Raw genomic sequence first — 26,756 nt, forward strand, 5'->3', positions numbered from 1 at the left:
GAGAATTTAATTTACCGGCAGGAGCATGAATAAGGAATAATCCATTCATTCTTTTACGAATTCACAGGTCATCAATGAGCAAAGTTGTTGTCATCGGGACAGGCACAATGGGGGTTGGAATAGCCGCAGGATTCCTAGCCAGCGGCGCCGATACCATCATCCTAGGGCGCAGCACTGATAAGGCGCTAGCTTGCTTAGACTCCATTCGGACACTTGCACAGTCAATCAATGTAGACTGGTCTACGCTTAACCCTCTATTACAAAGCGAAAGCATTGATGGGTGGCAGGATTGGTCTGGGGTGGACTTAGTCATTGAGACGATTTCAGAACAACTTGCGCTAAAAAAGGAAATCTTTGCCTCGTTAGATCAGCGCGTCCCCCCTCATATTCCCATTGGCAGCAATAGCTCCGGCTTTCCAATTAGCGATATAGCAAAGGACTTATCTACAGCGCATCGCATGTTTAATACACACTACTTTATGCCGGCGCATATAGTGCCTCTTGTGGAAATTGTTGCTGGGCAACAATCTGATCTTGCTTTGGCCGAAAAGCTCTGTGAGTTTTATCGAGTTCACAATAAAAAACCTGTCCTAGTGAAGAAAGATATCCCTGGGTTTTTGGCAAACCGTATTCAACACGCCTTAATGCGGGAAGCACTCTCACTTGTGGAGGAAGGCATAGCTACACCAGACGATATAGATACTGCAGTTCGTTATAGCTTTGGCTTTCGTTATGCCGCTGTTGGTCCCATGACTCAAAAAGAGATCTCTGGTTGGGAGGGAATGACCTTGGCCGCTGAGTTGATATACCCCTCCCTCTCCAACATCACTAAACCGCCAAGCTGTGTGACGAATCTAGTTAAAAGTGGCAAAACTGGTATTGCAAAAGGTGCTGGATTTAAGGCTTGGCCCCCTGATGAGGCAGCCATCATGAAGCAGAATTACGAAGAAAGACTCAAGGCGGCTTTTGAAGTTCTGAAAATAGCCCCAGATCAAGACTGAATTCATTTTGCTGCGGCACAGCATATTTTTTTATGAGCGCGCCCACATTATTAGATAATTGGGGGGTGAATAAAAAAGTATCCCTTGGCTCCCTGTTCACTAAGGGAGTAATCATTTTGTCTGGCTGTGCCTTTCTTAGCTCAACCCCGGGGTTGGCTTATGCAGCCCAAACACAAAGTAACCAAAGCCAAAGCTCAAGCCAAACTCGTCAGAAAGTCATCGCTCAACCTTCTAAACAAGTTGGATTCAAAGACAAATCATCGGGCATAAGCTCAAAAACCAGCAGCATGAGCATGAACCCATCCCTATTTCAGCGAAAGGCTCCAGATGAGCTCATGCTTGATAGCGATGCCAACTTAGATTACCGAGTTTCCCAGGGCTGTTTACGACGCAGCTTTAATGAAGACAATCTCCCCGCCAGCATTGGAATTGATAACCGCCAGTTTGCTGAATTTTTCAAGAATCAGACTAAAACGTTTTTTGACCACATGCGTGGAGATTGCATCCCGTATGCAGTTGCTTTTGGTAGCCGCAATCGCTTTGACTCATTAAGCATCATGAACGGCCCCATCCAAGACAGCAAAACAGAGGTGTGGACATTTACGCCTTCAGCCGTTGGTGGCTTTCTCATTCAACAAGACTATCTTAAGGATGAGTCCAAACGCTTGACAGAGATTCGCATCCCCTTGAGAGATGTTTTGTATGATCCGCGTAAGGTAAGCGATCAGTTGCCCGTTGAACTTGTCTGGGAATTAAATTCTCTAATCAAACAAATTTATCCTGAAGAAAATAATTCGCTCGAAAATACAAACAGTGTTGTGCGCTTGATTGTGGACTTTGGCGATCGCGAAAAGTGGGCACAAATTTGGGCGGTAGAAATTATTGACCCCATTACCAAGGAGCTATTTGCTAATGCCTTTTGGATGGATCGCAACGATATCCCTGGAGGTTTCTTTACGGGAAGCGGAGAATCGCTTGAACGTTCTTTCTGGACCAACCCATTAAGCTATCGCCGAATTTCTAGAGGCGTTGGTATGGTAAGGGCCTCCTCCAGTAAGCGCAGTAAGAGCCCTTCGCCAGCAGCGCCAACCCAGGCACCAGCAACAAAGCAACGCTATCGCGCCCATATGGGGATTGACTATGCTGCCCCAATCGGCACCCCCATTTTTAGTGTTGCCAATGGCAAAGTCGTGCACATAGGCTTTAGCGGTGCATTCGGAAACTTAATTGTTTTAGAGCATCCAGGCAATTACAACACCTACTATGCCCACTTAAGTAATTACAACGTAGAACTTGAATTAGGCAATGAAGTACGGCGCGGATTTGAAATTGGCTATGTCGGTTCAACCGGCAGATCAACCGGGCCACACCTTCATTTTGAATTAAGAAAAAATGGGGTTTACGTAGACCCCTATGGCTCCAAGACTCAACTAGATTTGTGGTCTATGCGGGATAACGAAAGCGGACAACTCACCAGGGAAATACTCTTGTTGGGCAGCCCCATAAAATACAATTAATTCAGTTTTATAAGCTCTGCTGAAATAAAAAAGGGTCCAATTGGACCCTTTTTGTTTGGCGTTAAATCGGTTAGCCTAAAACCAACACTGGCAAAGTCGAATGGACGATGACTTCATGAGTCTCGCTGCCCAACAAAATGCCCTTAATGCCCGTGCGCTTGTGTGATGCCATCACGATCACATCTGCTTTTGCCTTTTTGGCGCCATCCAAGATTCCTTCAGATAGATTGCTATTAGCAATATGAAGACTTTTCACTTTCGCACCAGCACCCAAAGCTGTCACAGCCTTCTTGAATACATCATTTGCATAAGCCTCACAAACCTTGGAATGTTCTTTCTGAGAGATTCCATAGCCCATGGTGCTATCTGAATACACCATCGGAGGCAGGGGATCTGAAACATACACTAACGTAACTGCAGCGCCATCAGCCTTAGCAAGTGCAGCGACTTTCTTTAAGGATTTTTTGCTGACATCTGAACCATCTACCGGTACCAATAAATGCTTAAACATGTTGACTCCTCTTAAATTGAACTACTAATCTACTCTTTCCATCATAATGCTTATTATTAATTTATATAAGAATAAAGGTAACTTAATTGCTCAAGAATTTTGCTATCTACCTCTCATTTTTAGTCGCCTTAATCGCAATAGATTTGGTATGGCTCTTGGGTGTTGCAAAAAACCTATACCGTAACGAGATGGGTGATTTGATGGCCAGCGAACCCAAACTTCTTGCTGGACTCGCTTTCTATCTCCTTTATGCGCTGGGAGTCTGTATTTTTGTAATTGTTCCTGCGCTATCAAAACAGTCTTGGATATATGCACTGCAATATGGAGCTTTGTTTGGTCTATTTTGTTATATGACCTACGACCTCACTAATCTGGCAGTTGTTAGAAACTTTCCAACGCAATTGGCTTTCATTGATATTGCATGGGGTAGCCTTGTTACTGCTCTATGTGCTGTCTTTGCATATTGGGTTGGCAACCGCATCCCTTAAGTTAGCAACTCTTAAATTATTAAGACACAACAATAATGTTTTTCCGTCCTCGGATACTAGATTCATTTGCGAGCTATAACCGCACCCTTTTTACTAAGGATGTTTTTGCTGGCTTAACAGTTGGCATCGTTGCCCTTCCCTTGGCTATGGCCTTTGCAATTGCCAGCGGACTTAAGCCAGAAGCTGGCATCTTCACTGCCATTATTGCTGGCGGCCTGATTTCCCTGCTCGGTGGCAGTCGAGTTCAAATCGGTGGACCAGCAGGCGCTTTCATTGTGATTGTGTATGGCATTGTGGAGCGCTATGGCGTTGCTAATTTATTGCTAGCAACTGCGATGTCGGGAGTATTTTTATTTCTCATGGGAGTGTTTCGGCTTGGAACGCTAGTGCGCTTTATCCCCATCGCAGTAATTATTGGCTTTACCAACGGCATTGCCTTTCTGATTGGCCTATCTCAAATTAAAGATTTCTTTGGGCTCCAGATTGAAAAAATGCCTGCTCATTTTTTTCAGTCAGTTCACACGCTCTACTTGGCGGCCGATACCTTTAATCCAATTGCACTTGGAATAGCTTGCGGTAGCCTTACTTTATTAATTGCCTGGAAATTATTTCAAAATCGCCTAGGCTGGCTCTCACACCTACCTGGCACAGTAGTGGCCATGGTGGTAGCAACAATCGTTACTAGCGCCCTCAACTTGCCTGTAGATACTATTGGTAGTCGCTTTGGAGGCATCCCATCTGGACTTCCTGCATTTGAATGGATTCCAGTTAGCTGGGATAGTGCTCAGTACATGGTTGCTCCTGCATTAACGCTTGCTCTATTAGGTGCAATTGAATCCCTGCTCTGCGCACGCATTGCCGATGGGCTAATTCACGATCGCCATGAATCAAATCAAGAGCTCATGGCTCAGGGCATTGCCAATTTCACTATTCCATTTTTTGGCGGCATGCCAGCCACCGGTACGATTGCTCGCACTGTAACCAATGTAGAAAGTGGCGCTTCAACACCTATCGCTGGTCTTGTGCATGCAGCCACTTTATTAATCATCGTCTTGTTTGCAGCCCCACTTGCTAAAAATATTCCCTTAGCTAGTCTTGCCGCAATATTGATGTATGTAGCCTGGAATATGGGTGATTGGCAGAAGTTTATCGATCTCCAGCAGTTCCGCCTGCCATATCGCGTCACCATCTTGAGCGTCTTTACTCTCACAGTTGTTTTAGATCTCACCATTGCGGTTGAAGTAGGTTTATTGCTGGCCTTTATCACCTTCATTTATCGTATCTCTAGCCTATCGCGTTGCGAGACTGCTCTAGCTACCGATTTTCCAGGGCTCAGTAATCAGCAAGGAAAAATTGATGCCTACCGTATTCATGGTGCCATCTTTTTTGGAGCCGTAAAGCTTCTTGAAAAGATTGAGGCAAACCTGCCATCACAAACTCTTTTGCTTGATTTAAAGAATGTGATTTATATCGACACTTCTGGCATGGATACGATTATGGAACTAGCGCATCTGTGCAAGATTCGCAACATTCGATTAATGGTTTGTGGCTTAGCGCATCAACCACTAGAAATGGCAGAACGCAGTGCCTTTATTACTTCGCTGCCGCAAGACTCCTTCTATCCGGATCTTAGCTCTGGAATAGAAGCAGCAACCGCTTAAGAAATACAGAAGCCGCCTTTAAGCAAAGCCTCTGGCAAAACCCAGGCACGATATAAACCGAAGCCGCCCGTAATCACGAGTAGCGAGGCCGCCAAATACCGCACCCAAAGATATTGTCCAAACTGAGTTAGTGCTGCGGAAAATTTAGAGATCAGCAATAAGTTAGGTAAAGTGCCCAGGCCAAAAGCTAACATCAAGGCGGCGCCAGTCAATACGTCTCCGGATAAAAATGCGAGTGGCAAAACGCTATAAACCAATCCGCAGGGCACTAAGCCCCACAGCATGCCGCTGAACCAGCGAGAAGGGCCACTAGCCATACGACCCAAGTATTTAGCCCAATAAGCGGCAATTTTGGAGCTGAGCCATGCACCCCCAAGCAATCCCCCTGACTTACCAATCCTCAGTAGGCGGATACCCATCAGAATCAAGATCAGGGAGGTTAAGGCAAATAAGGGGCGCTGTATAGGAACCAGGTTTTGCTGCCAAACAACCACCCCCACGGCAGCAGCTAAAGCACCCAATAAGACATAAGTGGTTACCCGCCCTAAATGCATGATCAATTGCAGGTAAAAAAGTTCGGATTTAGCCCTCAAAGGGGTCTCCGGGGCTGTAGGACACTCAATGGCAGCCGCAATACCACCGCACATCAAAGCACAGTGCCAGCCACTAACAAGAGCACCCAAAAATACCGCAAGCAGCAGGCTGGTTGTTAACATGAAATCGGTAAAAAATAGGTAAAAGCGATGATTTTCATATTAATAGAATAAACTGCTCTTATAAATTTATTCAAATATGCATTACAAACCTACCGACACCCCAACTAGCAAATGCTCAGTCTGCGTTCTGGGTCAATTTTGTCTGCCGGTTGGACTAAACAGCAGTGAAGTCTCCCAAATAGACAGCTTAGTTAAAGAGCGCGTTCATCTGCAAAAAGGGGAAAACCTTTATCGCCATGGTGACCCATTGAGCTCGGTCTACAGCGTACGCTTCGGCACTCTCAAAACAGAATTTTGCCTGCAGGATGGTCGTCAGCAAGTAATAGGCTTTCATCTTCCTGGTGAAATCTTGGGTCTTGATGGAATTGGTGAAGGTCACTATCAATCCGATGCAATTGCTCTTGAAGAGAGTGAAGTTTGTATTATTCGATACGAAGCCTTTGAAGATTTAGCGCGACAGATTCCGGTTTTACAAAATCAGTTTCACAAAATCATGAGTCGTGAGCTTACCCAAGATCAGCGTCATCTACTTTCTCTTGGCACGATGCGCGCAGAAGAAAGATTGGCAGCATTTTTATTGAGCCTTTCACAACGCTTGGCTGCACGTGGCTACCTCAATAATGAATTTGATTTACGCATGAGCCGTAACGATATCGGCAGCTATCTTGGGATTCAAATTGAAACTGTAAGTCGCATGCTTTCACGCTTTGCGGAATCAGGTCTTATTCAAATTAAGCAGCGTCACATCAAACTCATTGATATGAATGGCTTATATGAACTTGCTGGAATTCCTAACCCAGATAGAGCAGCCTGCGTGAGCGCAGACATTCCTGTAAAACACGCTTAAAGTAAGCCGCGGTCGATTTCTTTACTATCGGGCGCCTCAATACCAGGCAGGATATAGGCAGTTAGCGCACTAGAAACTGCGCAAAACGTCCAAATCGCAAAGAATCCAATGGTGTATATACCCTCGTCAGAAATCTCGGGGTGATAACCAAAAAACAAAAGATCTTGCGGATGAATAACCGTAAACAACAAGCCTTCTGCCATGCTGGCCACCAAAAAGGAGGGCCACAAAATCCAGATCAGCAGGCGGAACTTCATTTTTTCGCCTGTGTATCTTTAAGTTGCTCCACCTTCAAACCCTGCTTAACTAGACCATCGCGCAAAGGTTTATCAGCGTACAAATTAACCGCCAGGTAAATGGTGATAATGCAACCAATCATTGCAACCGCTGGGCCGCTGATTAATAACCATGGCCATAACTGCTTAAACCAAGGTTTAATAATGTGCTCTTCTGTCATATGCATCCTCTCCATTGCTTTGGCTTAACGGGGAATAATAAAAGTTGATTTTTCATCGCGCGTTCTAGTAATCATCTCATTTCCAGACATTTCTTGAGCAATTACATCAAAATGAATCGGATGGTTACCGGGCTCGTTTACACCAATATCTGTGCTAACTTTAATCGGCATTAAGAGATTGCTGGCTGGACCAACTTCAATCTCGGTAACTACCTGACCCTGAGAATTGAGCACTTTTAAGCCATCCAATCCAAGCGCTTTTACCTGTACGTTCATATTATTTTCAGAGGCATTCATGATTTGAATGCGGTAAATATTCTCAATGCGGACGCCTTCTACCTCGCGTGCTAAAGCCCCACGATCACGCATTACATCAACTCTTAGCGGGTTGCGGGTTGCAAGAGAAACCAGGAAAGCAGCCGTAAGCACGGTAATAAAAGCCGTGTAAATCAATACACGAGGACGCAGAATATGTCGAATAGCACTTTGGTTGGACTCTCGATCTTCAATTGCTCGTTCAGTCGTGTAACGAATAAGGCCTTTTGGATAATCCACCTTTTCCATGACTTGATCACAGGCATCAATACAGGCGCCGCAACCAATGCACATATATTGCAAGCCATCACGAATATCGATGCCGGTTGGGCAAACCTGGACACAGATACTGCAATCAACACAATCACCTAAACCTAATGCAGTTTGATCTGCCGATTTGCTACGACTTCCTCTGGGTTCGCCACGAACCTTGTCATAAGTAACAAGGAATGTATCTTTATCGACCATGACGCTTTGAAAGCGTGCGTATGGACACATATATTTACAAACTTGCTCACGCATAAACCCTGCATTACCCCAAGTTGCAAAGCTATAGAAACATAACCAGAAAGTCTGCCAAGGGCCAAGAGATAAATGAATTAATGCGGAACCTAAGGTACTAATTGGGGTGAAATACCCAATAAAAGTAAAGCCCGTCCAGAAGGCGATTAATAACCACAGAAAATGTTTCGTAATCTTTAAACGCCACTTACGGAAACCCCAAGGCCACTCTTCACCATCTAGGCGAATCCGCGCAAAACGGTCACCCTCTACCTTGCGCTCGATCCACATGAAGATTTCGGTATATACCGTTTGCGGGCATGCATAGCCGCAAAATAAACGGCCAGCAACAGCTGTAAACAGAAATAGGGCTAATGCGGAAAGAATCAATAAGAGGGTGAGATAAATCACGTCTTGTGGCCATAACACGAGGCCAAAGATGTAGAACTTACGCTGAATTAAATCAAAGAGAACTGCTTGACGGCCATTCCAACTAACCCATGGCAAGCCATAAAACAGCAGTTGGGTTGCGAAGACGAGTATGAAGCGCCAGCGGGCAAAGAGCCCCGATACCGAACGCGGATAAATCTTTCGCCGAACCTCGTAAAGAGACTCCTCAATAACTTCTATCGGAACAGGTTTCCCACCCGGCGAAATATATGGCACTGATTGCTAATCTTACTTAGCTGTTGCTGGTTGTTTATTGTTAGATAAACCCCAGACATAAGCTGCTAACAAATGAATCTTCTCAGGACTCAATACCTTATCTTGAGCAGGCATCATTGCCATGCGACCCTTAGTTACCGTTTCAATAATTGTCGCTTCTGATCCACCATATAACCAAGTTTTATCAGTCAAGTTTGGAGCACCTAAAGCGATATTGCCTTTGCCGTCTGGTCCATGACAGGCAACACAGTTTGCTTGAAATACTTCCGCGCCACGGGCTGCTTTTTGGCTGTCAGTTGGTAAACCAGATAGACTGCGGACATAGTTAGCAACATCAATGATTTGATTGCTATCCAATTGTGGGAATGGAGGCATCACACCGCCACGGCCATTAACAATTGATGCTTTGATATTTTCTGGTGAACCGCCATAGAGCCAATCGCCATCAGTTAAATTTGGGAAGCCTTTAGCGCCACCAGCATCAGAGCCATGACACTGCGCACAAGAATTCAGGAAGAGGCGTTGACCCATTTCGCGGGCTTTAGGATCGGCCGCAACTTGCTCAATATCCATCTTGACGTATTTTGCATACACAGGCTTTAGCTCATCATTTGCCTCAGTCATAGAGCTCATCAAAGCACCATCAGTGGTGTAGCCCATAATCCCCGGAAATGATCCTAGGCCTGGAAACAACACTAAGTAGACCAATGCAAAGATGCAAGAAAGTAAGAACATCCACATCCACCAACGTGGCAATGGATTATTCAACTCACGCAGATCGCCATCCCATACATGACCCGTATCAGCAACTGCGCCATCGGCCGTATGCACAACCTTAGCCTTCCTTTGGGAGAACAAAAGCCAGATACACCAGAAAATTCCAACTAATGCAACTAAGGCGATGTAAGCACTCCAACCGCTGCTAAAAAAGTCACTCATGATTTGTCCTTACTAAATTCATCCGGAAGATCAAATGGAAGCTCTGCTGATTCCTGATTTGCTTTCTTGCGACCAGGAGACCAAGCCCACAAAACAATTCCTACAAAAAAGACAAGGCCTATTACTGTAGAAAATGCCGAGAGGTAGGGTGTAATCTGTTCCATTTGATTTAAGTAGTTTTAATTAATAAACCTTGTTAATTACTTCGCCACAACTTCTTCGACAGTGATATAGCGACGCGTAATACCTAAGCCTTGCAGGTAAGCAACTAATGCATCTAACTCTGTCTTGCCTTCTAACTCTGCAGGTGCATTTGCAATCATTTCATCAGTGTATGGAACACCTAAACGACGCATAGCAACCATATGTGACTGAATAGAGCTTGCATCAGCCGGATTTTTTGCGAGCCAAGGATAGGCAGGCATATTAGACTCAGGCACAACATCGCGCGGGTTATTTAAGTGGATCTGATGCCAAGCATCTGAATAGCGTCCACCTACACGAGCTAAATCCGGACCTGTGCGCTTACTACCCCATAGGAATGGATGGTCATATACAGACTCGCCAGCCAATGAATAGGGGCCATAGCGCTCTACTTCGGAACGCAATGTCCTTATCTGCTGTGAATGGCAACCAACACAACCCTCACGTTGATAGATATCGCGACCAGCCAAACGTAAAGCTGTGTATGGAACAACACCAGGACTAGGTTCAGTCGTAGTGTGCTGGAAAAAGAGTGGAACAATTTGCACCAACCCTGCAATCGATACAACCACGATCGTTGCAATAATTAACCAACCAACGTTTTTTTCAAGCGTTCCGTGGGAAAAGAATTTATTTTCGCTAGACATTTTCTTCTCCTTTTAGTGTTCAGCAACGGCCATGGGAATGGGCGCATTTACAAAAGTTTTACCCTGCACTGTTTTGAAGACGTTGTACGCCATCAAGAACATGCCGCTCAAGTAGCATAGACCACCCATCAAACGAATGACATAGAAAGGGAAAGTCGCTTTAACAGACTCGACAAAGCTGTATGTCAAAGTGCCATCTGGTTCAAACGCTCTCCACATCAAACCTTGCATAACGCCGGCAATCCACATTGCAGCGATATAGAGAACAACACCAATAGTAGCGATCCAGAAATGTAGCTCGATCCACTTAGTGCTGTACATCTCTTTTTGCCCAACCAAACGTGGGATGAGATAGTACAAGGAGCCAATAGTAATCATGGCAACCCAACCTAGAGCGCCAGAGTGAACGTGGCCAATAGTCCAGTCCGTGTAGTGAGATAAGCTATTCACCGTTTTAATAGACATCATCGAACCTTCGAAGGTAGACATGCCATAGAAGGACAATGCCACTACCAAGAATTTCAAGATAGGGTCACGACGCAATTTATACCAAGCGCCAGACAATGTCATGATGCCGTTGATCATGCCACCCCAAGATGGAGCTAGCAAGATTAAAGAGAACACAGTACCGAGCGACTGAGTCCAGTCTGGCAAAGAAGTGTGTTGCAAGTGGTGAGGGCCCGCCCACATATACGTAAAGTTCAAAGCCCAAAAGTGAACAATGGACAAACGATATGAGTAAATTGGGCGCTCAGCCTGCTTTGGAATGAAGTAGTACATCATGCCTAAGAAGCTGGTCGTCAAGAAGAAGCCTACAGCGTTATGGCCATACCACCACTGCACCATTGCATCTTGTACGCCAGCGTATGCAGAGTATGACTTCCACAATGTTGCAGGCATTTCTAAGTTATTGAAAATATGCAGTATGGCAATCGTCAGGATGTATGCGCCGAAGAACCAGTTAGAAACATAAATATGTTTCGTTTTGCGCTTCATGATGGTACCGAAGAACACTACTGCGTAAGCCACCCAAACAACAGTGATCAACAAATCAATTGGCCACTCTAATTCTGCGTACTCTTTTGATGTTGAGATACCTAGAGGCAATGTTACAGCGGCTAAAACAATCACAGCTTGCCAACCCCAGAAGGTAAAGGCCGCCAGCTTGTCACAAAACAAACGTGCCTGACATGTGCGTTGAACAATGTAATAGGACGTTGCGAATAAAGCCGAACCACCAAAAGCAAAAATCACCGCATTGGTGTGCAAAGGACGCAAGCGACCATAGCTTAACCAAGGAATATTAAAAGTGATTTCAGGCCAGATGAGCTGCGCTGCGAGGATAACCCCCACGAGCATGCCAACAATCCCCCAAAGCACAGTAACGATGGCAAATTGGCTGACAACCTTGTAATTGAAGGTATCTTGATTACTCCCCACGGTAAGTCCCATGGTTTCTCCTTTTTTGTGACCAAACAGCGACATAATCCAAATAGACTGGATTGATTATCAAAGTAAGGTCCTGGGAGGGGTTTGATCTATATCAAAAAGGGTGGGGCAAATTCAGTCTGCACCTCTAAGGGAAACCCTAGATTTCTTGGGCTATTTAAATATATAGCTATTATTGAGAGTGTTTACTAACTTATTTAGATTTTGGAGTGTCATCATCCATCAAAATCGCCTCACCGGGACCGTCTAAATCGTCAAATTGACCACTTTTGATGGACCAACGCAAAATCCAAACCAAGACACCAACCAGAACAAGCGATAACGGGATGAGCAAAAATAGACTTTCCATCCCTCTAGTCTAAGCTTTTCGTAAACGCCAAGCATTTAATGTCACAGCAAGCGAAGAAAGTGACATCCCTATTCCGGCAACCCAGGGGTTGACTAAACCCATCATTGCGGCAGGAATGGCTATCAAGTTATATGCCAAGGCCCACCATAAATTTTCTTTAATGATGGTTTGAGTCTTATCAGCTAACTGCAAAGTTTTTGCTAGAGGCTCTAGTGAGATGGGCGTCAGAATTGCGTCAGCTCCTGCCGCTGCCAGTGGCGCTCCCGAGCCTACTGCGATTGAGATATCGGCACGAGCAAGTAAGGGTGCATCATTTACGCCATCACCAATAGCCCAGATGAAACGACCTTCTTTTTGGATCCGCTCAATGTAATCATATTTATCTTCGGGAGTACATCCCCCCTGATAGTGATCGATACCGACATGATTAGCCCACCATGCAACGGTGGCGCGATCATCTCCAGAAACTAAATGTACTGTGATGTTTCTAGACTTCACTACTTTTATGAACTGCTCTAGTCCTGGTCTCGGTGTATCCAAGAATACAAAGCTGGCAATTAAACCTTGTGCGTCTGCCAAATGCACTTGGCCGTATTGCCCTAATTGAGCACCCTGCTCTACGCCTATCCATAAAGCGCTTCCTAAGCGATAAGCTCCCGAGCTCAAGCCCTTACCTAACTGATTAATGACTGGCTCACCCAACAAAGGCAAAGATAGATTTTCAGCTTCTGCGGCACGCATCAAAGAAAGTGCAAGGGGGTGTCTTTGTCCAGCCTCTATAGCTGTAGCTAAAGCTAAAGCATCTTCACCACGGTAGCCTGCTCGCAAATTGATAATCTCTTGTAGCTCTGGTTGACCCATCGTCAAGGTGCCTGTTTTATCCAATACCAAATCTGTTGCCTTTACTAAACCTTCCATCACATGACCGCGGACGATCAGTAAACCCAATTTAGTGACGGCGCCTTGCGCAGCTGCCATTGCAGTGGGAACCGCTAGCGATAGAGCACAAGGGCAACTTGCAACCAGAACTGAAACCAAAACAGTCCATGCACGACTTGGGTCAAAGTACAACCAAATAGCTGAGGAAGCAAATGCACCCAACAATAAGAAGGCTACAAAATAAGCCGTCCACTTTTCTGCAAGACTCACCATGACTGGCTTAGCAAGCAATGCCTGATCCAATAAAGAGGCAATGCCCGCGATACGCGTTGACTGCCCCACCGCCTCGATTCTCATCAATAATGGATTGAGAATGTTATGGGTTCCAGCGTAGATGCGATCTCCAATTTTTTTCTCAACAGGTTTGGATTCGCCAGTCAATAAAGATTCATCTAAAGCACTGGGATTCTCAATCAAGATGCCATCCGCTGGGACCACCTCACCAGGAGAAACACGTAGCACTTCACCCAGATTGCAATTGACGACAGGGACAACTTCAATTTCTTGTGAAGTTGGATAATTCAACGCACGCTCACACGTTGCAGGCAATTGCTTTGCCAAAGCTTCGGCTCCGCCTTGTGCGTCTTGTCTAGCCAATAGCTCCACATATCTTGCTGCCAAAATGAATGCAACAAACATGGTGATGGAATCAAAATAGCTATGACCTGCGCCAGTGATTAAATTGATTGTGCCTGCGGTAAATGCCAGAGCAAGAGCTAAAGCAATTGGCACATCCATACCCAGCATATGTGTTTGCTTAAACGACTGAACACTTCGCCAAGCGGCTTGAAATATTGGTCCTGCTGAATACACCATTACCGGCACAGTCAAGACCCAACTAGTCCAACCTAAAAGGATCTCAAACTCAGGAGTGATGTCAGCCCCAACATAGGTAGGCCACGCATACATCATGACTTGCATCATGCCCAGCATCGCCACCCCAAGACGCAGAAGAAGGCTACGCCTTTCTTTTTTTGCTCTGTCTAAGGATTGAGAAGGCTCAAAGGGCCAAGCCTCATAACCAATTCGCTCAATCTCAAACAACAATCTAGCTAGACTTGTTTTATCTGGAGAAAAACGCACCATCACTTTTTGTGTGACGTAATTAATTTGCACATCTTTCACGCCTGTATTACGACGCAAATGTTGCTCACACAACCAAACGCAAGCTGCACAACGAATTTTCTCTAAGCGTAGTGTTGTCTCAAGATCACCCACCTCTGCAGAAGGACGAGTAAAGCGACTTCGCAACGATGGGTCATCATAGGGCTTCAGTTTTTCTGGAATCTCATTACTAGCAAGATAAGCCGCTGGCTTATCGCCAGACTGAGATCGTCTAGCATAAAAAACTTCCAGCCCTTCGCCATGAATGGTTTGCGCAATCGCCATACAACCCGGACAACAAAATACTCGGGGCTCACCACCTAGTTCGGCCTCGATTAACTCGCTGGGGAGAATCTGGCTCGAGCAGTGATAGCAAATCAAAGATTTTTTCTTTTCCATCTTATTACTCATACACGCACTGAACTACCCCAACCCCTACGACGCTCATAAATGACAAACAGAACGCCCCACATCACAACAGCAACGTATGCCCATACCCAAGCAACCTGTGACGCACGAGAACCAGAGATATCTAAAACGAAACCAAAAATAGCTGGACCCAATAAGCCACCACCAAAGCCCATCAAGGAGTGCAGACCCATAGCAGCACCCTTGATATTTTCTTGTGCACTCATCACCAAGCCCGCAGTAAGCGTCGAGGAATCTGCCATGATGAAAATAGCATGCCCAATCGCTAGGGCAACTATTAACCACCAGGAATGGCCTGTTGAGCAAGCGAATGCAATACCCAATACAGCGCTCGTGAGCATCACAATACACACCCACTTTTGACGACCGACTTTCAAGGCAATTTCATTCCCTAGTATGGAAGAAGGCACGCCAAAAAAGTTAATTACTCCCGCTAAGGTGGTAGCCGTCAAAAAGAATTCCTCTCCAGAGGCGACTGCACAAAATGCAAAGAAGGCAACAATCCAACTTCGAGAAGCAAAGAGCTCTAGGGTGTGTGCGGTATAACCAAAAATATAGCCTGATGCATTCTTGTCCTGCAAAACTAATTTCCATTTATCTACAGGAAAAATATCGTGTAAACGAATATGAATAGGACCTTTCCACTTCTCATGCTGAAGCGCTGGAATCAGCAATAGAACAATCAGAAACGCACCAAATGGACCTAAGGCAATCAGACCAAATACATAGTGCCAACCAAGTGCACTCAAAATCCAACCTGAACATAAATAAGAAAAACCCGTGCCAATACCAAAGAAGGCGGTATAGAAAGCAATATGGCGCGTTAACTCTCCGGACTGAATCCGGTCAGACAAAATTTTGAGTCCCGGCATATAGGTACCAGCAAGACCAGCACCATTGAAAGCCATAAAAAATAGTGCCGTCCAAAAGTTGTAAGCCAATAGGCCCATACCCAGAAGTCCAGCAGTAGCGGTGAGGCCGCCTATTAGATAGACCTTACGAGCATCAACACGATCAGTTAACGCAGTAGCCAAAGGAACCGCAAGCATGTAACCAAAGAAGAAGGCGCTGGCAATTAAACCTGACTGCAAATTAGTTAAATGCCACTCTTCTTGCAAAGCAGTAAGAACAACAGCGTAGCAAGCAAAGCCCAATAAAGCACAGGTTTGTGCCATGAGCATAAGAGGGGTATAACCGGCTGAACGAAAGCGCATAAATAGTCAGTAGAAACGTGAACTCATTCTACTCGCCCAGAACAAAAGAGACCCGTTACACTATTAAAAACAAGATGGAGACAGCATGAAAAGCAAATCATTTACTGGTAGCCTAATGCACATCGGCATTAGCCTCTTTATTGGCTTTGCGAGTCCACTAGCAATTGCAGATAACTATCCCTCAAAACCTATTAAAGCAATTGTTCCTTTTGCCCCTGGAAGTACCACAGACCAAATTGGGCGTGCATTTGCAGCAAAAATGTCTGAGACATTAGGTCAGCCGGTGGTTATTGAAAATCGACCCGGAGCAAATGGACTTATTGGCGCAGACTTTGTGGCTAAAGCCCCTGCAGATGGATACACGATTTTATTTGGCACTAACAGCACTAATGCCGCCCTTAAAAGCTTGGTAAAGAGTCTTCCCTATAACCAAGATACCGCCTTTACTCCTATTGGATATTTTGGGTCAGCCCCACTCATCATTGCCGTTAACAATGATGTGCCTGTAAAGTCTCTTAACGGATTTGTATCGCTTGCTAAAGCAAACCCAGGAAAAGTAACCTTTGCTTACGCAAGTACATCACAGCGCGTTTCTTCAGAAATGCTGGCGAGCTTTGCTGATATCAAAATGACTGGGGTATCGTATAAAAGCGGTCCTAATGCAATGACTGATTTAATAGGTGGTCAGGTCAATATGTTCACCTCTGACTTTGGAGTTTCTTTACCCCAGGTGCAAGCAGGAAAGATTCGTGGTTTAGCCGTAACATCATTGAAGCGTTCACCGGTAATTCCAGAATTGCCTACGGTGAATGAGGCTCTGGGTACCAAAGGCTATGAGTTGATTGCCTTCTTCGCAGCATTTGGTCCAGCAGGCATGCCAAAAGATGCCATTCTCAAGCTCAATCAAGCCATCAACAATGCCGCTAAATCAAAAGATCTTGTTGAAAGACTTTCCGCGAATGGCTTTGAGACTCAGCCTGGCACACCCGAGGCACTCGGACAAAAAATTAAACTAGAAACTGCGAAGTGGGCGAAGGCTATTAAAGAAGCTGGCATGGAGCCAGAGTAAACCTGAAGTGTTTATTGCTGGCTACGATTTGGGGAGTCTTGGAAACCATTAGAGCGGTAAGTTAGCACTAAGGTATCTCGATAGCCATAATTTGCTAAAGGCTGAATGGGTGTAGATTCATGAATCATGCGTTGATCATTCATCAGCAATAAGGACCAGGGTTGTGTAAGAGTAAAACGCAGGCCCGCAGAACCAGACGTATCAAATATTCTGGTCTCCCCACCCTTAATGCCCGAACGATTCAATAAGAAGACCGCTACAAAATCAACGCCATCACGATGAGCGCCTTCCGGTGTTGGACGCCCAATTCCATCAGTGGTATCAATCCGAAATTGATGTGCTTCAACAAACCAGGTATTCACCGGTTTTAAGCCATTTAAGAGATGGGCGAGCCCGAGCAATACTGATTGCCAAGCAGGATTATTTAATAACTCACCTTGAATGGGCTCAAACCAACGCTCAATACCACCATGCAATGCGTTGTAATCAAGTGACTGCCAATGCGCGCGATGCGGTACCAAAGCAAGATCATCACCCTTAATCTGATAGCTTGCATGACGTCGGAAGCGATAACGGCCGCCATCTTTTAGATAAGGGTCACGCGGCAAATTTTCCCAAAACTGCGTGAGACTTAGAAGGCTGGGTAATGCAACATGGCTAAATTCGGCAACAGTCTCTGCAGTAACAACCGCAAAACCGTCATTGCGCAAAGCCTGATCAATCTGCTTGAGAGGGGTCAGTGGAGGCGCAAGGCCAGCAATCGTCATCTGTCTATTTTAGGTCAAGTAGCAGAAATTCGTTAATCCAACTGAGCGCCAGATGCTTTCACAATTTTTGCCCACTTTGCCAGCTCATCTTTTAGCAAGGCGCTCAACTTGGTGGTGGGCACAGGAGCAAGATCCAATCCCTGTGCAGATAACTTCTCACGCACCTCTGATTTAGCCATGGTCTTATCCATTGCTGTCTGCACTTTCTTCACAATATCCGCACTAACGCCGATTGGTGCAAAGATCGCAACCCAAACCTCGCCTACGCAATCAGGGTAAGTTTCTGCAATCGTCGGAATTTCTGGGGCTGCGCTCGATCGCTTTGCGGAGCTAATGGCAATTGCTTGTAGCTTTCCTGCTTTAATGTAATTTAATGCAGATGGCAAACTGGCGAACGCTAAAGGCACCTGTCCACCCAGTACATCATTGATGGCTGGCGCTACCCCTTTATAAGGAATATGTTGCATGTCAATGCCAGCACTGGCATTGAGCATAGCGCCCAATAAATGACTAATCGTGCCATTGCCAGCAGAGGCGTAGGAAAGCTCGCCAGGCTTTTTCTTGGCAGCAGCAATAACATCGGCTAATGTTTTATATGGCGAGCCTGGCGGCGATACCAATACATAGGGTGTGGCGCCAATGTAATACAGCGGTACAAAATCGTTTACAGGGTCAAAGCCAGGATTTTTGTAAAGGGAGGGATTGATAGCTTGAGCACTATTGATAGTGAGCAATAAGGTATAGCCATCCTTGGCTGAGCGCGCAACACTTTGGGTGCCAATATTGCCGCCAGCGCCGGGTCTATTTTCAACCACAATGGAGGCACCAATAGACTCACCAAATGCAGGCGCAATCAAACGCGCAACAATATCGTTAGTGCCACCTGCTGCCTGAGGAACAACCATTGATATAGGCTTATTAGGATAGCCTTGCGCCTGAACCCCAAAAGACGTAACAACACCCAGCACCAATAATATTTTTTGAAATTTTTTATTCATTCAGCTTCCTCAGGTATTAGTTTCTGTACGCGCAATTCATTTTCAGGGATGCCGCTAAAGTGTTGTGTTCGTTACCGATGAAGATGCTTTTGCACGTTAGCTGACTCAATATTTTTAGTTGACCACCCTGCGCCATCGAAAAATCAACTCCAGATTAGGTTTTTTCATTATGCCCCGAGCATGGTGCTAGGAAAAGGTTTCAAATCTGATAGCCTAAATCAAGATAAGATGAGGCTTTTTAAATGCCCCCAAAAATCATGATGAATTCACCAAAAACGAAGGTAGCCCTAGTCACCGGCGCAGGAACTGGGATTGGAAAGGCGGCGGCCAAGGCCCTCCTTAAAGGGGGCTTTCAAGTGGTTTTAACTGGGCGCAACCTAGACAAACTAGAAAACGCCATTGCCGATATTGGTGGCGATCAGAACAATTGCCTTGCCGTTGCTTGTGACGTTGGCAAACCTGAAGAAGTCAAAAAGCTATTTGCAGCACTTAGCAATCAGTTTGGGCGTATTGATGTCCTATTTAATAACGCCGGCATGGGCGCCCCAGCAATCCCCATGGAAGAACTGAGCTACGAACAATGGATGAATGTGGTGAACGCCAATCTCTGTGGAGCATTCTTATGCTCGCAAGAGGCGATTCGCATGATGAAAGCCCAGTCTCCTCAAGGCGGCAGAATTATCAATAACGGCTCGATCTCTGCGCATGCGCCGCGCCCAATGTCAGCGCCCTATACCGCCACAAAACATGCTATCAGCGGCTTGACTAAATCCATTGCATTAGATGGCCGCCCATTCAAGATTGCTTGCGGACAAATTGATATCGGCAATGCCGCTACAGAGATGACTGAACGCATGGCCGCCGGAATTATGCAAGCCGACCAATCCATTAAAGTAGAGCCGCGCATGGACGTTGACCACGTCGGAGAAGCGGTACTACACATGGCTCAGCTCCCACTAGAAAGCAATATTCTCTCGATGACTATTATGGCAACCAATATGCCATTTGTCGGCAGAGGCTAAGTCTTACTGACGGACTTGATTTACAAGTAGGCGAACATTCTTTTCGCCAACTTTGATTGTTTGCGCCGAGGAAATGAGATCCCCTGCTTCTGGTTTAGCCATTCCTGATTTTGAGATTCGTACCTCGATACTAGCCTCTGACAGTTGCGAAAGAGGTGCGCTAGGGTTCATAGCCAAGGCATCGTTCAAAGTAAAGCGCATCGGAAAATCCGTTGCAGGCGCCTTTAAGACGGCAACTGGCATACGCTCACCCGGCTTACGAGCAATCACCATCACAATATCGCCAGGCTTAATGTTGGATTTGAGTTCGGTAGATATTTCAATCTTGCCGCTGATTTCTTTTCCAGAAGATGCAACAGGCATTGGAGCAGGAGCAGATAAACCACCTTTAGAGCGCGCTTCAGTAATCGAGCCTTTAATAGCGCGAGCCTCATCCGTATCCGGGGGCAGTTGCTGCGCCAGCCTTTCCCAACTTTGCACCGCTAGCTTGTAATTACCGGCGTTGTATGAGGCTGTTCCAGAAAGCCAAAGCGCCATTAAATTATTAGGGTCTAGTTTTAGAGCTTGATTAATTAGCTGTAAGGGCTTTCCAGCAAAATTACCATTAGCATTACTAGCCAATACATCTGCGTAGTCAGCCAATAACTGCGGATCAGAGTTTACAAAACTACCAGCGCGCTCATAAGCTTTAGCGGCGTCTTCGTTGCGACCCAAGATTCGATAAGAACGAGCCAACATCGCCCACCCTTTTAAGTTCGTTGGGTCTTTTTCCATTTTGGCGGCAAACTCAGCCACCATTTTTTCAACACCCTCTTGAGTGATGGGTTTTTCAGAATTTCTTTGGGCTATACGAACAACGTCACCTAAAGAAAAATAGAGCGCAGAAGATATTAAGATAATGAAGACGCATAAACCAATAGCCGTTTTCTTCGCAGAGCCAGCAACCTCCCTATCATCCTCCTCAAGCGTATCTTGAAAAAGTCTTTGACGCATTTCTGCATGGGCAATTTCATAATCAACAGAATTAATTACGCTAGATTGATGTTCAGCCTCCAATTTATCAAGCTCTTCTCGATAAATAGTGGCATTCATCTGACGACGTGATGTTGCCTTGCTGTGCGCAGGAAATATAAAAGGTCGCAGCAGTAACACCAAGACCAATATCAGGAGCAGGAAAGCAGGAATTAAAAAGCTGGTCACCGAATTCATCCTTCTTTGTTATCGGCCGCGTTTAGCATGGCATCGATTTTCTGATTATCGGAATCCGTCAGAGTGACAGTAGGAATAATGCTGTTTCTGCGCCTTAGATACATCAATAAGCCAGCAATACCAATGCCTAAAATGACAAATGGCCCAATCCATAGCAGCCAGGTCACCGGTTTGACTGGTGGACGATAGAGCACAAAGTCGCCATAGCGCTCAACCATAAAGGAACGAATTTGATCATCGCTTTTACCCTCTTTGATCAGAATACGAATTTCACGACGCAAATCATTTGCTAAATCAGAGCGTGAGCCAGCCAAAGATTCGTTCTGGCATACCAAGCAACGCATTTCTTCGGAAATGCTGATGAGGCGTTGCTCTGTTACAGGGTCATCTGCTAAAGGAGCCGCTTCATTCGCAATAGCACTACTCAAGCTCAATACACAAACAACAATTAAGAAAATATTTCTCATGATTTCTTAAGCTCAGTCAACATGGGATAAATTTTCTGATTTAACAAATCCATCGTTAGTGGGCCAATATGCTTAAAGCGAATCACGCCTGCTTTATCAATGACGTAGGTCTCAGGCACACCGTAGACACCATAATCAATTCCAACGCGGCCATTTCCATCAAAAGCAGAGAGAACATAGGGATTGCCTTGTTTTGCCAGCATTGCCAAGGCATCTTCACGTTTATCTTTATAGTCCAGGCCAATAACTGGCGCCATTTGAGATTTTGCTAGCTCGACTAAAACAGGATGCTCTTCACGGCAAGCTACACACCAGGAAGCCCATACATTCAATATCCACACCTGATCCTTCATGCTAGCTGGTGAAAATGTTTTATTTGCATCAGCTACTTGAGAAACTTCAAATGCAGGCGCCACCTTATTGATTAATGGCGATGGCACTTCGTGCGGATCACGATTTAATCCGATAGCCAAAAAGACTACCAAACCTAAAAACAATATCAGCGGAATTAAAAACTTTGCTTTCATGCAAATTTGCTCTTCAATTTCAGTCGATAACGCTTATCTGACATAGCCAACACGCCACCTAAAGCCATTAGCAAGCAACCACCCCAAATCCAGTCAACAAATGGCTTGTAATAAACGCGTACAGCCCAGGACTGATCTCCGAGCTCTTCACCTAAGGACACATAAATGTCACGAGTTAGTCCCGCATTAATCGCCGCCTCAGTCATGGGCATTGTTGATGAAAAATAACTTCTCTTCTCTGGATAAAGGCTAATCTGGCCGCTGCCATTCTTTGACAATAGGAATGTGCCACGCATCGCTTGATAATTTGGGCCAGGAGCGGCATTTACGCCCTGCAGCAAAATTTGATAACCGCCAACACTGACGGTATCGCCAGCGGACATACGCACATCTTTTTCTTCTTGATAAGCGCCCACCATCGTGACGCCGATGACAAAAACTGCAATCCCCAAATGCGCTATTTGCATACCAATAAAAGAGCGTGTGGGCTTGCCAGCCTTAGCTTGGCGAACGATTTGCATGCAGCCCGAAGCAATTACCCAAAAAGCCAGCATGAAACCCATGCCTGCAAGCCAAGTAAATTGACCCATGATCAACGGGATTGCTATACCCGCGAACAAAGCAACTACGCCCGCTAACCATAAACGCTTAATGATGGTAAGTAAGTTACTTTGCTTCCAGCTCGTCCAAGGCCCAATGCCCATCAATACCAATAAAGGAACCATGATGGGTACAAATACGCTATTGAAATAAGGAGGGCCGACAGAAATCTTACCGAGATGTAGCGCATCAATCAACAATGGATATAGTGTGCCCAGCAAAACAGATCCAGCGGACACCACCAAAAATACATTGCCGAGCAAGATAAATGTTTCTCTAGAGCTCAGGCTAAATTTACCGCCCATCGAGCTCTTAGGCGCACGCCATGCGTACAGCAATAGAGATGAACCAACCACCAGTGACAAAAAGATCAGGATAAAAATGCCGCGTCTTGGGTCAGTTGCGAATGCGTGCACCGAGGTCAATACACCTGAGCGAACTAAAAAGGTGCCGAGCAGCGATAAGGAGAATGCTGTAATCGCTAGGAGCACGGTCCAACTCTTAAAGCCGCCGCGCTTTTCGGTAACCGCTAATGAATGCAATAAGGCGGTGCCAACTAGCCAGGGTATGAATGAGGCATTCTCAACAGGGTCCCAGAACCACCATCCACCCCAACCCAATTCGTAATAAGCCCACCAGGAACCAAGAGCGATTCCCAGGGTCAAGAAAACCCAAGCAGCGGTAGTCCAAGGGCGTGACCAACGCGCCCAAGCAGCATCTAATCTACCTGACAGTAAAGAGGCAATCGCAAACGCAAAGGCTACTGAGAAACCGACATAACCCATGTACAACATGGGTGGATGAAATACCAAGCCTGGATCTTGTAGAAGCGGATTCAAGGAGCGGCCATCTTGAGCGGCAGGCAATAAACGTTCAAATGGATTTGAGGTTGTTAAAACGAATAACAGCAAACCGCTAGTGACCAAGCCCAATACACCAATGACACGCGCTACCATAAAGTCATCCAATGCTTTAGAGAGTTGCGCTACCAAGATAGTCCAAGTGGCCAGCAAGAAGATCCATAACAAGAGCGAGCCTTCATGGCCACCCCATACCGCACCCAATCGATAAATCACCGGTAATTGCGAATTGGAGTGCTCAGCAACATAGAGCACGGAAAAGTCATTGACGTAAAAACTCCAAGCCAATATTCCGAAGGCAATCGCTAGCAATAGAAAAACCGTTTGCGCTGCAGGCCTTGCTAACACCAGCCAGTCACGGCGGCCGAAGTGCGCGCCCAGCAAAGGCAAAACCCCTTGGATCAAGGCAATGCAAAGTGCCAGAACTAATGCGTAATGCCCAAACTCAGGAATCATTTATTGCTTCCGTTTTTTTGCGCTTGTTCTAAGGCGTGTTTGGCTTCAGGAGGCATGTAGTTCTCATCATGCTTAGCCAATACCTCACTAGCCACAAATTCCCCGTTCGCATTCATGCGACCTTGGATCACCGCACCTTTACCTTCTTTAAATAAATCGGGAAGGATGCCTGTATATGCAACTGGAATATCTTTCACGAGATCAGTGATCACAAAGTGAACTGTTAGACCGTCACGTTTCAATGAGCCATCCTTAACCATGCCACCAATGCGGAAGGCTTGGCCCTGTGGGGCTTTACCAGCTGCAACCTCACTTGGGGTGACATACAAGGCGATATTACTATTGAGTGCATTCAAGATTAAAAGCGCGGCAACTCCAATAACAATGAGTGCAGCAACAATAATGAATGCGCGTTTATATCTAGGCTTCACTTACTAATCTCTTTATCAAACTGCTCTGCTATTTGCTCTTGCCTCAATCTGCGCACGACTGCCCTAAAACGAGCACGCACAAATAGAGGCTCCAATATCAACACTAGCGCACAAACGCCAAAGCTGCACCATACATACAGAGCATAGCCGCCCATGGCGAAAAACTCGGAAGGGCTATTCCACATCAGCTTTTCACCTCAATTGATTGTCTCACCCAATCGGCATGGGCTTCACGCTCCAAAATGATTGCCCTCACTCTCATTAAGGTAACTGCAATGCTGTACATCCAAAGGCACAAAGCCATCAAGAGCATTCCCCACAGCATGGTTTGAGCCATCGCCGGTGCTTTGGTTAAGGAAACGGATGCGCCTTGATGCAAGGTATTCCACCATTTCACGGAAAAATAAATAATGGGCACGTTTACCACCCCCACCAATGCCAAGATGGCGCTGGCCTTATCAGCGCGACGTGGATCATCGATGGATGCTCGTAAGGCAATAAAGCCCAAGTAAAGAAACAAGAGAATCAATTCTGAGGTGAGGCGCGCATCCCAAACCCACCAAGTGCCCCACATGGGCTTACCCCAAAAGGCGCCTGTCCATAAAGATAAAAATGCCATCCATGCACCTATGGGAGCAAGTGCTTGCGCCATCATTGCTGACAAGCGAGTATTAAATACCAACCCCAACCCAGCCCATGCAGCCATCACTAAATAAATGACCATCGACATCCAAGAGGCGGGCACATGGATAAAAATAATGCGATAGCCTTGGCCTTGAACAGCATCGACCGGCGCAACAAAAAAACTAACCCACAAACCAGCGGCGCCAAACAAAAAAGTTAAAACCCAAAAGAATGGGATGAGCTTACCCGCCACTGGATAAAAAGTGCTGGGGCTAGATAACTTAAACCAGTTAACCAAGCGGTGATTAGAAAAATTATTTACTTGACTCATTCAATCGCAATCTTTACTGCTGCGCTACTTACCCAAGGAACAAATGCTAAAGCCAAAATCAATAAAGCGCCTAGTAATGAAAAATGGCCAGATGTATCTAAGCCCACACTATTGGCATATACAGCGCCAGCTCCAAAAATAAGTACTGGGACAAATAAGGGCAGTATCAATAAGCTTAGCAAGACGCTGCCACCTCTTACCCCCAAGGTCAGTGCGGCGCCTATAGAGCCTAGCAAGGATAGCACTGGAGTACCCAATAATAGAGTACCCATCAACACATATAAAGAGCTAGCTTCCAGATCAAACTGAATGCCAATAATCGGGGCCAAAAGCACGAGTGGCAAACCGCACACAACCCAATGGGCAATGATTTTTCCAGTCACCAGTAGCACCATTGGCTGGGGCGATAGAGCGAGTTGCTCTAATGAGCCATCCTGATAGTCTGCCGCAAACATGCGATGCAACCCCAATAAGGTCGACAACAGAGCTGCAACCCAAAGAACACCTGGTGCAATTTTTCGCAGCAAGCCAGTGTCTGCCCCAATACCCAACGGAAACAGGCTAGTAACCACAACAAAGAAAAATAGGGCTGTGAGCACCTCACTCTTGCGGCGCATCACTAGGAGTAAATCACGATGAATGATGGCTAACAAAGCATTCATAAATCAAGCACCTTCATCTGTGGAAGGCTTACCTCTTGATGGCTAGTGAATACCACTAGCCCACCCTGCTCTAAATGCTCACTAATAAGACCTTGCAAAGCTTGCATCGCATGAATATCCAGCGCATTAAAAGGCTCATCTAAGATCCACAACTTAGCTTGACGCGTCAGCATGCGAGCCATCAAGACGCGACGCTTCTGCCCAGCCGATAAACAATTCACCGGCAAATACTCACGCCCGCGCAAACCAAAACGCCAAAGAGCAGACAAAGCTTTTTCATCAGAGAGCTCGACACCATCAAGGGCGGCATATAGCTGCAGATTTTCGAGAGCAGTAAGGTCTTCTTTCAAGGCATCACGATGCCCAAGAAATAAAAGTGCACTATGATAGGCTGAGGTGTCTATAGCGATCGACTGGCCACCCCACGCAATCTCTCCCGCCTCTGGCTTAGATAAACCCGTCAACAGTCTTAATAGACTCGTTTTGCCGACACCATTTTCACCACGGACATGGAGGCATTCTCCGGCTGAGACCGTTAAATTGAGATCCTGGAATAAGCGCCTTTCACCACGAACACAACAAAGCGCATGAGCTTCGAGCTTTAAATGCGGCTTGCTGGAGGAGAAGAAGGTATTGGCTGTCATGTAAGGCAATGGCTTGATTCAAACCACCCCAGGCATTGTCCAAGAGCCTATGGAAGCTGTCAAACCAGCAAAAGTGGAATTAAGGGAATATTCCCTTTCAATTCAATTACTTATGAAATTATAAACTGAGTTGGC

At 45.8% G+C, this 26,756-nt stretch carries 30 protein-coding genes; 7 read left to right on the plus strand and 23 right to left on the minus strand.

Annotation, left to right across the window (positions count from 1 at the left end):
- Nucleotides 1-74: 74 nt before the first annotated feature.
- Together ICN33_RS01925 and ICN33_RS01930 are read left to right on the plus strand one after the other, a co-directional pair.
- Complete coding sequence (locus ICN33_RS01925) at nt 75-1,001, plus strand: 3-hydroxyacyl-CoA dehydrogenase NAD-binding domain-containing protein (protein ID WP_216194034.1); 927 nt, start codon at nt 75-77, stop codon at nt 999-1,001.
- A gap of 65 nt (nt 1,002-1,066) precedes the next feature.
- Entirely contained in the window at nt 1,067-2,518 is a 1,452-nt protein-coding gene (locus ICN33_RS01930; RefSeq protein ID WP_370623212.1) for a M23 family metallopeptidase, read from the plus strand.
- 70 nt (nt 2,519-2,588) lie between these two features.
- On the opposite strand, the gene ICN33_RS01935 is transcribed toward ICN33_RS01930, so the two are convergent.
- The gene (locus ICN33_RS01935) at nt 2,589-3,029 is read right to left on the minus strand and encodes a universal stress protein (RefSeq protein WP_216194037.1); all 441 of its coding nucleotides are present in this window, start codon (nt 3,027-3,029) and stop codon (nt 2,589-2,591) included.
- An 86-nt stretch (nt 3,030-3,115) separates the two neighbouring features.
- On the opposite strand from ICN33_RS01935, the gene ICN33_RS01940 reads away from it, so the two are divergent.
- On the plus strand, nt 3,116-3,517 hold the full coding sequence (locus ICN33_RS01940; RefSeq protein WP_216194039.1) for a DUF2177 family protein: 402 nt from the start codon (nt 3,116-3,118) through the stop codon (nt 3,515-3,517).
- 35 nt (nt 3,518-3,552) lie between these two features.
- Complete coding sequence (locus tag ICN33_RS01945; protein ID WP_216194041.1) at nt 3,553-5,178, plus strand: SulP family inorganic anion transporter; 1,626 nt, start codon at nt 3,553-3,555, stop codon at nt 5,176-5,178.
- On the opposite strand, the gene ICN33_RS01950 is transcribed toward ICN33_RS01945, so the two are convergent.
- Nucleotides 5,175-5,894 (minus strand): sulfite exporter TauE/SafE family protein, encoded by a 720-nt coding sequence (locus ICN33_RS01950; protein WP_216194044.1) that lies wholly within the window; start codon nt 5,892-5,894, stop codon nt 5,175-5,177. The two genes, ICN33_RS01945 and ICN33_RS01950, sit on opposite strands and share 4 nt — an antisense overlap.
- 76 nt (nt 5,895-5,970) lie before the next feature.
- Between ICN33_RS01950 and fnr the strand changes: the two genes are divergently transcribed.
- Nucleotides 5,971-6,741 (plus strand): fumarate/nitrate reduction transcriptional regulator Fnr, encoded by a 771-nt coding sequence (fnr, locus tag ICN33_RS01955; RefSeq protein ID WP_216194054.1) that lies wholly within the window; start codon nt 5,971-5,973, stop codon nt 6,739-6,741.
- On the opposite strand, the gene ICN33_RS01960 is transcribed toward fnr, so the two are convergent.
- From ICN33_RS01960 to ICN33_RS02005, 10 genes are all read right to left on the minus strand, one after another.
- On the minus strand, nt 6,738-6,998 hold the full coding sequence (locus ICN33_RS01960) for a hypothetical protein (RefSeq protein ID WP_216194056.1): 261 nt from the start codon (nt 6,996-6,998) through the stop codon (nt 6,738-6,740). The two genes, fnr and ICN33_RS01960, sit on opposite strands and share 4 nt — an antisense overlap.
- Nucleotides 6,995-7,198 carry a FixH family protein gene (locus tag ICN33_RS01965; RefSeq protein WP_216194058.1) on the minus strand — a complete coding sequence of 68 codons (204 nt, stop codon included), beginning with the start codon at nt 7,196-7,198 and terminating at the stop codon, nt 6,995-6,997. The genes ICN33_RS01960 and ICN33_RS01965 overlap by 4 nt, the downstream gene beginning before the upstream one ends.
- Nucleotides 7,199-7,222: 24 nt before the next feature.
- Entirely contained in the window at nt 7,223-8,680 is a 1,458-nt protein-coding gene (gene ccoG / locus ICN33_RS01970; protein ID WP_216194060.1) for a cytochrome c oxidase accessory protein CcoG, read from the minus strand.
- A 12-nt stretch (nt 8,681-8,692) separates the two neighbouring features.
- Nucleotides 8,693-9,619: a cytochrome-c oxidase, cbb3-type subunit III gene (gene ccoP / locus ICN33_RS01975; RefSeq protein WP_216194062.1), complete on the minus strand. Its 927-nt coding sequence runs from the start codon at nt 9,617-9,619 to the stop codon at nt 8,693-8,695.
- Nucleotides 9,616-9,783 (minus strand): cbb3-type cytochrome c oxidase subunit 3, encoded by a 168-nt coding sequence (locus ICN33_RS01980; protein WP_215358288.1) that lies wholly within the window; start codon nt 9,781-9,783, stop codon nt 9,616-9,618. The genes ccoP and ICN33_RS01980 overlap by 4 nt, the downstream gene beginning before the upstream one ends.
- Nucleotides 9,784-9,819: 36 nt before the next feature.
- Complete coding sequence (gene ccoO / locus ICN33_RS01985; protein WP_216194064.1) at nt 9,820-10,470, minus strand: cytochrome-c oxidase, cbb3-type subunit II; 651 nt, start codon at nt 10,468-10,470, stop codon at nt 9,820-9,822.
- A gap of 12 nt (nt 10,471-10,482) precedes the next feature.
- The gene (ccoN, locus tag ICN33_RS01990) at nt 10,483-11,922 is read right to left on the minus strand and encodes a cytochrome-c oxidase, cbb3-type subunit I (RefSeq protein WP_216194067.1); all 1,440 of its coding nucleotides are present in this window, start codon (nt 11,920-11,922) and stop codon (nt 10,483-10,485) included.
- A gap of 190 nt (nt 11,923-12,112) precedes the next feature.
- On the minus strand, nt 12,113-12,268 hold the full coding sequence (gene ccoS / locus ICN33_RS01995; protein ID WP_216194075.1) for a cbb3-type cytochrome oxidase assembly protein CcoS: 156 nt from the start codon (nt 12,266-12,268) through the stop codon (nt 12,113-12,115).
- Nucleotides 12,269-12,277: 9 nt separating this feature from the next.
- Nucleotides 12,278-14,722 carry a heavy metal translocating P-type ATPase gene (locus ICN33_RS02000; protein ID WP_255530554.1) on the minus strand — a complete coding sequence of 815 codons (2,445 nt, stop codon included), beginning with the start codon at nt 14,720-14,722 and terminating at the stop codon, nt 12,278-12,280.
- Nucleotides 14,719-15,954, minus strand: coding sequence for an MFS transporter (locus ICN33_RS02005; protein ID WP_216194076.1), 1,236 nt, complete (start codon nt 15,952-15,954; stop codon nt 14,719-14,721). Before ICN33_RS02005 ends, ICN33_RS02000 begins: the two co-directional genes overlap by 4 nt.
- Nucleotides 15,955-16,039: 85 nt before the next feature.
- Between ICN33_RS02005 and ICN33_RS02010 the strand changes: the two genes are divergently transcribed.
- Complete coding sequence (locus ICN33_RS02010; protein ID WP_255530555.1) at nt 16,040-17,023, plus strand: tripartite tricarboxylate transporter substrate binding protein; 984 nt, start codon at nt 16,040-16,042, stop codon at nt 17,021-17,023.
- An 11-nt stretch (nt 17,024-17,034) separates the two neighbouring features.
- On the opposite strand, the gene ICN33_RS02015 is transcribed toward ICN33_RS02010, so the two are convergent.
- Together ICN33_RS02015 and ICN33_RS02020 are read right to left on the minus strand one after the other, a co-directional pair.
- Nucleotides 17,035-17,790, minus strand: a complete 756-nt coding sequence (locus ICN33_RS02015; protein WP_216194079.1) for a 2OG-Fe dioxygenase family protein — start codon at nt 17,788-17,790, stop codon at nt 17,035-17,037.
- 32 nt (nt 17,791-17,822) lie between these two features.
- The gene (locus ICN33_RS02020) at nt 17,823-18,788 is read right to left on the minus strand and encodes a tripartite tricarboxylate transporter substrate binding protein (RefSeq protein WP_216194080.1); all 966 of its coding nucleotides are present in this window, start codon (nt 18,786-18,788) and stop codon (nt 17,823-17,825) included.
- A gap of 260 nt (nt 18,789-19,048) precedes the next feature.
- Between ICN33_RS02020 and ICN33_RS02025 the strand changes: the two genes are divergently transcribed.
- Nucleotides 19,049-19,810 carry an SDR family oxidoreductase gene (locus ICN33_RS02025; RefSeq protein WP_216196512.1) on the plus strand — a complete coding sequence of 254 codons (762 nt, stop codon included), beginning with the start codon at nt 19,049-19,051 and terminating at the stop codon, nt 19,808-19,810.
- Between the two features lie 3 nt (nt 19,811-19,813).
- Here ICN33_RS02025 and ccmI read toward each other — a convergent pair whose 3' ends face one another.
- Genes ccmI through ccmA form a run of 9 tightly spaced genes read right to left on the minus strand, consistent with a single transcriptional unit; the run spans nt 19,814 to nt 26,621 of the window.
- Nucleotides 19,814-21,019 carry a c-type cytochrome biogenesis protein CcmI gene (gene ccmI, locus ICN33_RS02030; RefSeq protein WP_216194082.1) on the minus strand — a complete coding sequence of 402 codons (1,206 nt, stop codon included), beginning with the start codon at nt 21,017-21,019 and terminating at the stop codon, nt 19,814-19,816.
- Nucleotides 21,016-21,486, minus strand: a complete 471-nt coding sequence (locus ICN33_RS02035) for a cytochrome c-type biogenesis protein (protein WP_216194084.1) — start codon at nt 21,484-21,486, stop codon at nt 21,016-21,018. The genes ccmI and ICN33_RS02035 overlap by 4 nt, the downstream gene beginning before the upstream one ends.
- Complete coding sequence (locus ICN33_RS02040) at nt 21,483-22,013, minus strand: DsbE family thiol:disulfide interchange protein (protein WP_216194086.1); 531 nt, start codon at nt 22,011-22,013, stop codon at nt 21,483-21,485. The genes ICN33_RS02035 and ICN33_RS02040 overlap by 4 nt, the downstream gene beginning before the upstream one ends.
- A complete protein-coding gene (locus tag ICN33_RS02045; RefSeq protein WP_216194088.1) occupies nt 22,010-23,929 on the minus strand; it encodes a heme lyase CcmF/NrfE family subunit in 1,920 nt (639 codons plus the stop codon). Before ICN33_RS02045 ends, ICN33_RS02040 begins: the two co-directional genes overlap by 4 nt.
- Nucleotides 23,926-24,360: a cytochrome c maturation protein CcmE gene (gene ccmE, locus ICN33_RS02050; RefSeq protein WP_216194090.1), complete on the minus strand. Its 435-nt coding sequence runs from the start codon at nt 24,358-24,360 to the stop codon at nt 23,926-23,928. Before ccmE ends, ICN33_RS02045 begins: the two co-directional genes overlap by 4 nt.
- A complete protein-coding gene (gene ccmD / locus ICN33_RS02055; protein WP_216194091.1) occupies nt 24,357-24,545 on the minus strand; it encodes a heme exporter protein CcmD in 189 nt (62 codons plus the stop codon). The genes ccmE and ccmD overlap by 4 nt, the downstream gene beginning before the upstream one ends.
- Nucleotides 24,545-25,315 carry a heme ABC transporter permease CcmC gene (gene ccmC, locus ICN33_RS02060; RefSeq protein WP_216194093.1) on the minus strand — a complete coding sequence of 257 codons (771 nt, stop codon included), beginning with the start codon at nt 25,313-25,315 and terminating at the stop codon, nt 24,545-24,547. The genes ccmD and ccmC overlap by 1 nt, the downstream gene beginning before the upstream one ends.
- On the minus strand, nt 25,312-25,977 hold the full coding sequence (gene ccmB / locus ICN33_RS02065; protein WP_216194095.1) for a heme exporter protein CcmB: 666 nt from the start codon (nt 25,975-25,977) through the stop codon (nt 25,312-25,314). The genes ccmC and ccmB overlap by 4 nt, the downstream gene beginning before the upstream one ends.
- Entirely contained in the window at nt 25,974-26,621 is a 648-nt protein-coding gene (ccmA, locus tag ICN33_RS02070; protein WP_216194097.1) for a cytochrome c biogenesis heme-transporting ATPase CcmA, read from the minus strand. The genes ccmB and ccmA overlap by 4 nt, the downstream gene beginning before the upstream one ends.
- Between the last annotated feature and the right edge of the window lie 135 nt (nt 26,622-26,756).

The sequence above is a fragment of the Polynucleobacter sp. UB-Tiil-W10 genome (genome assembly GCF_018881605.1).
Taxonomy (GTDB): Bacteria; Pseudomonadota; Gammaproteobacteria; order Burkholderiales; family Burkholderiaceae; genus Polynucleobacter.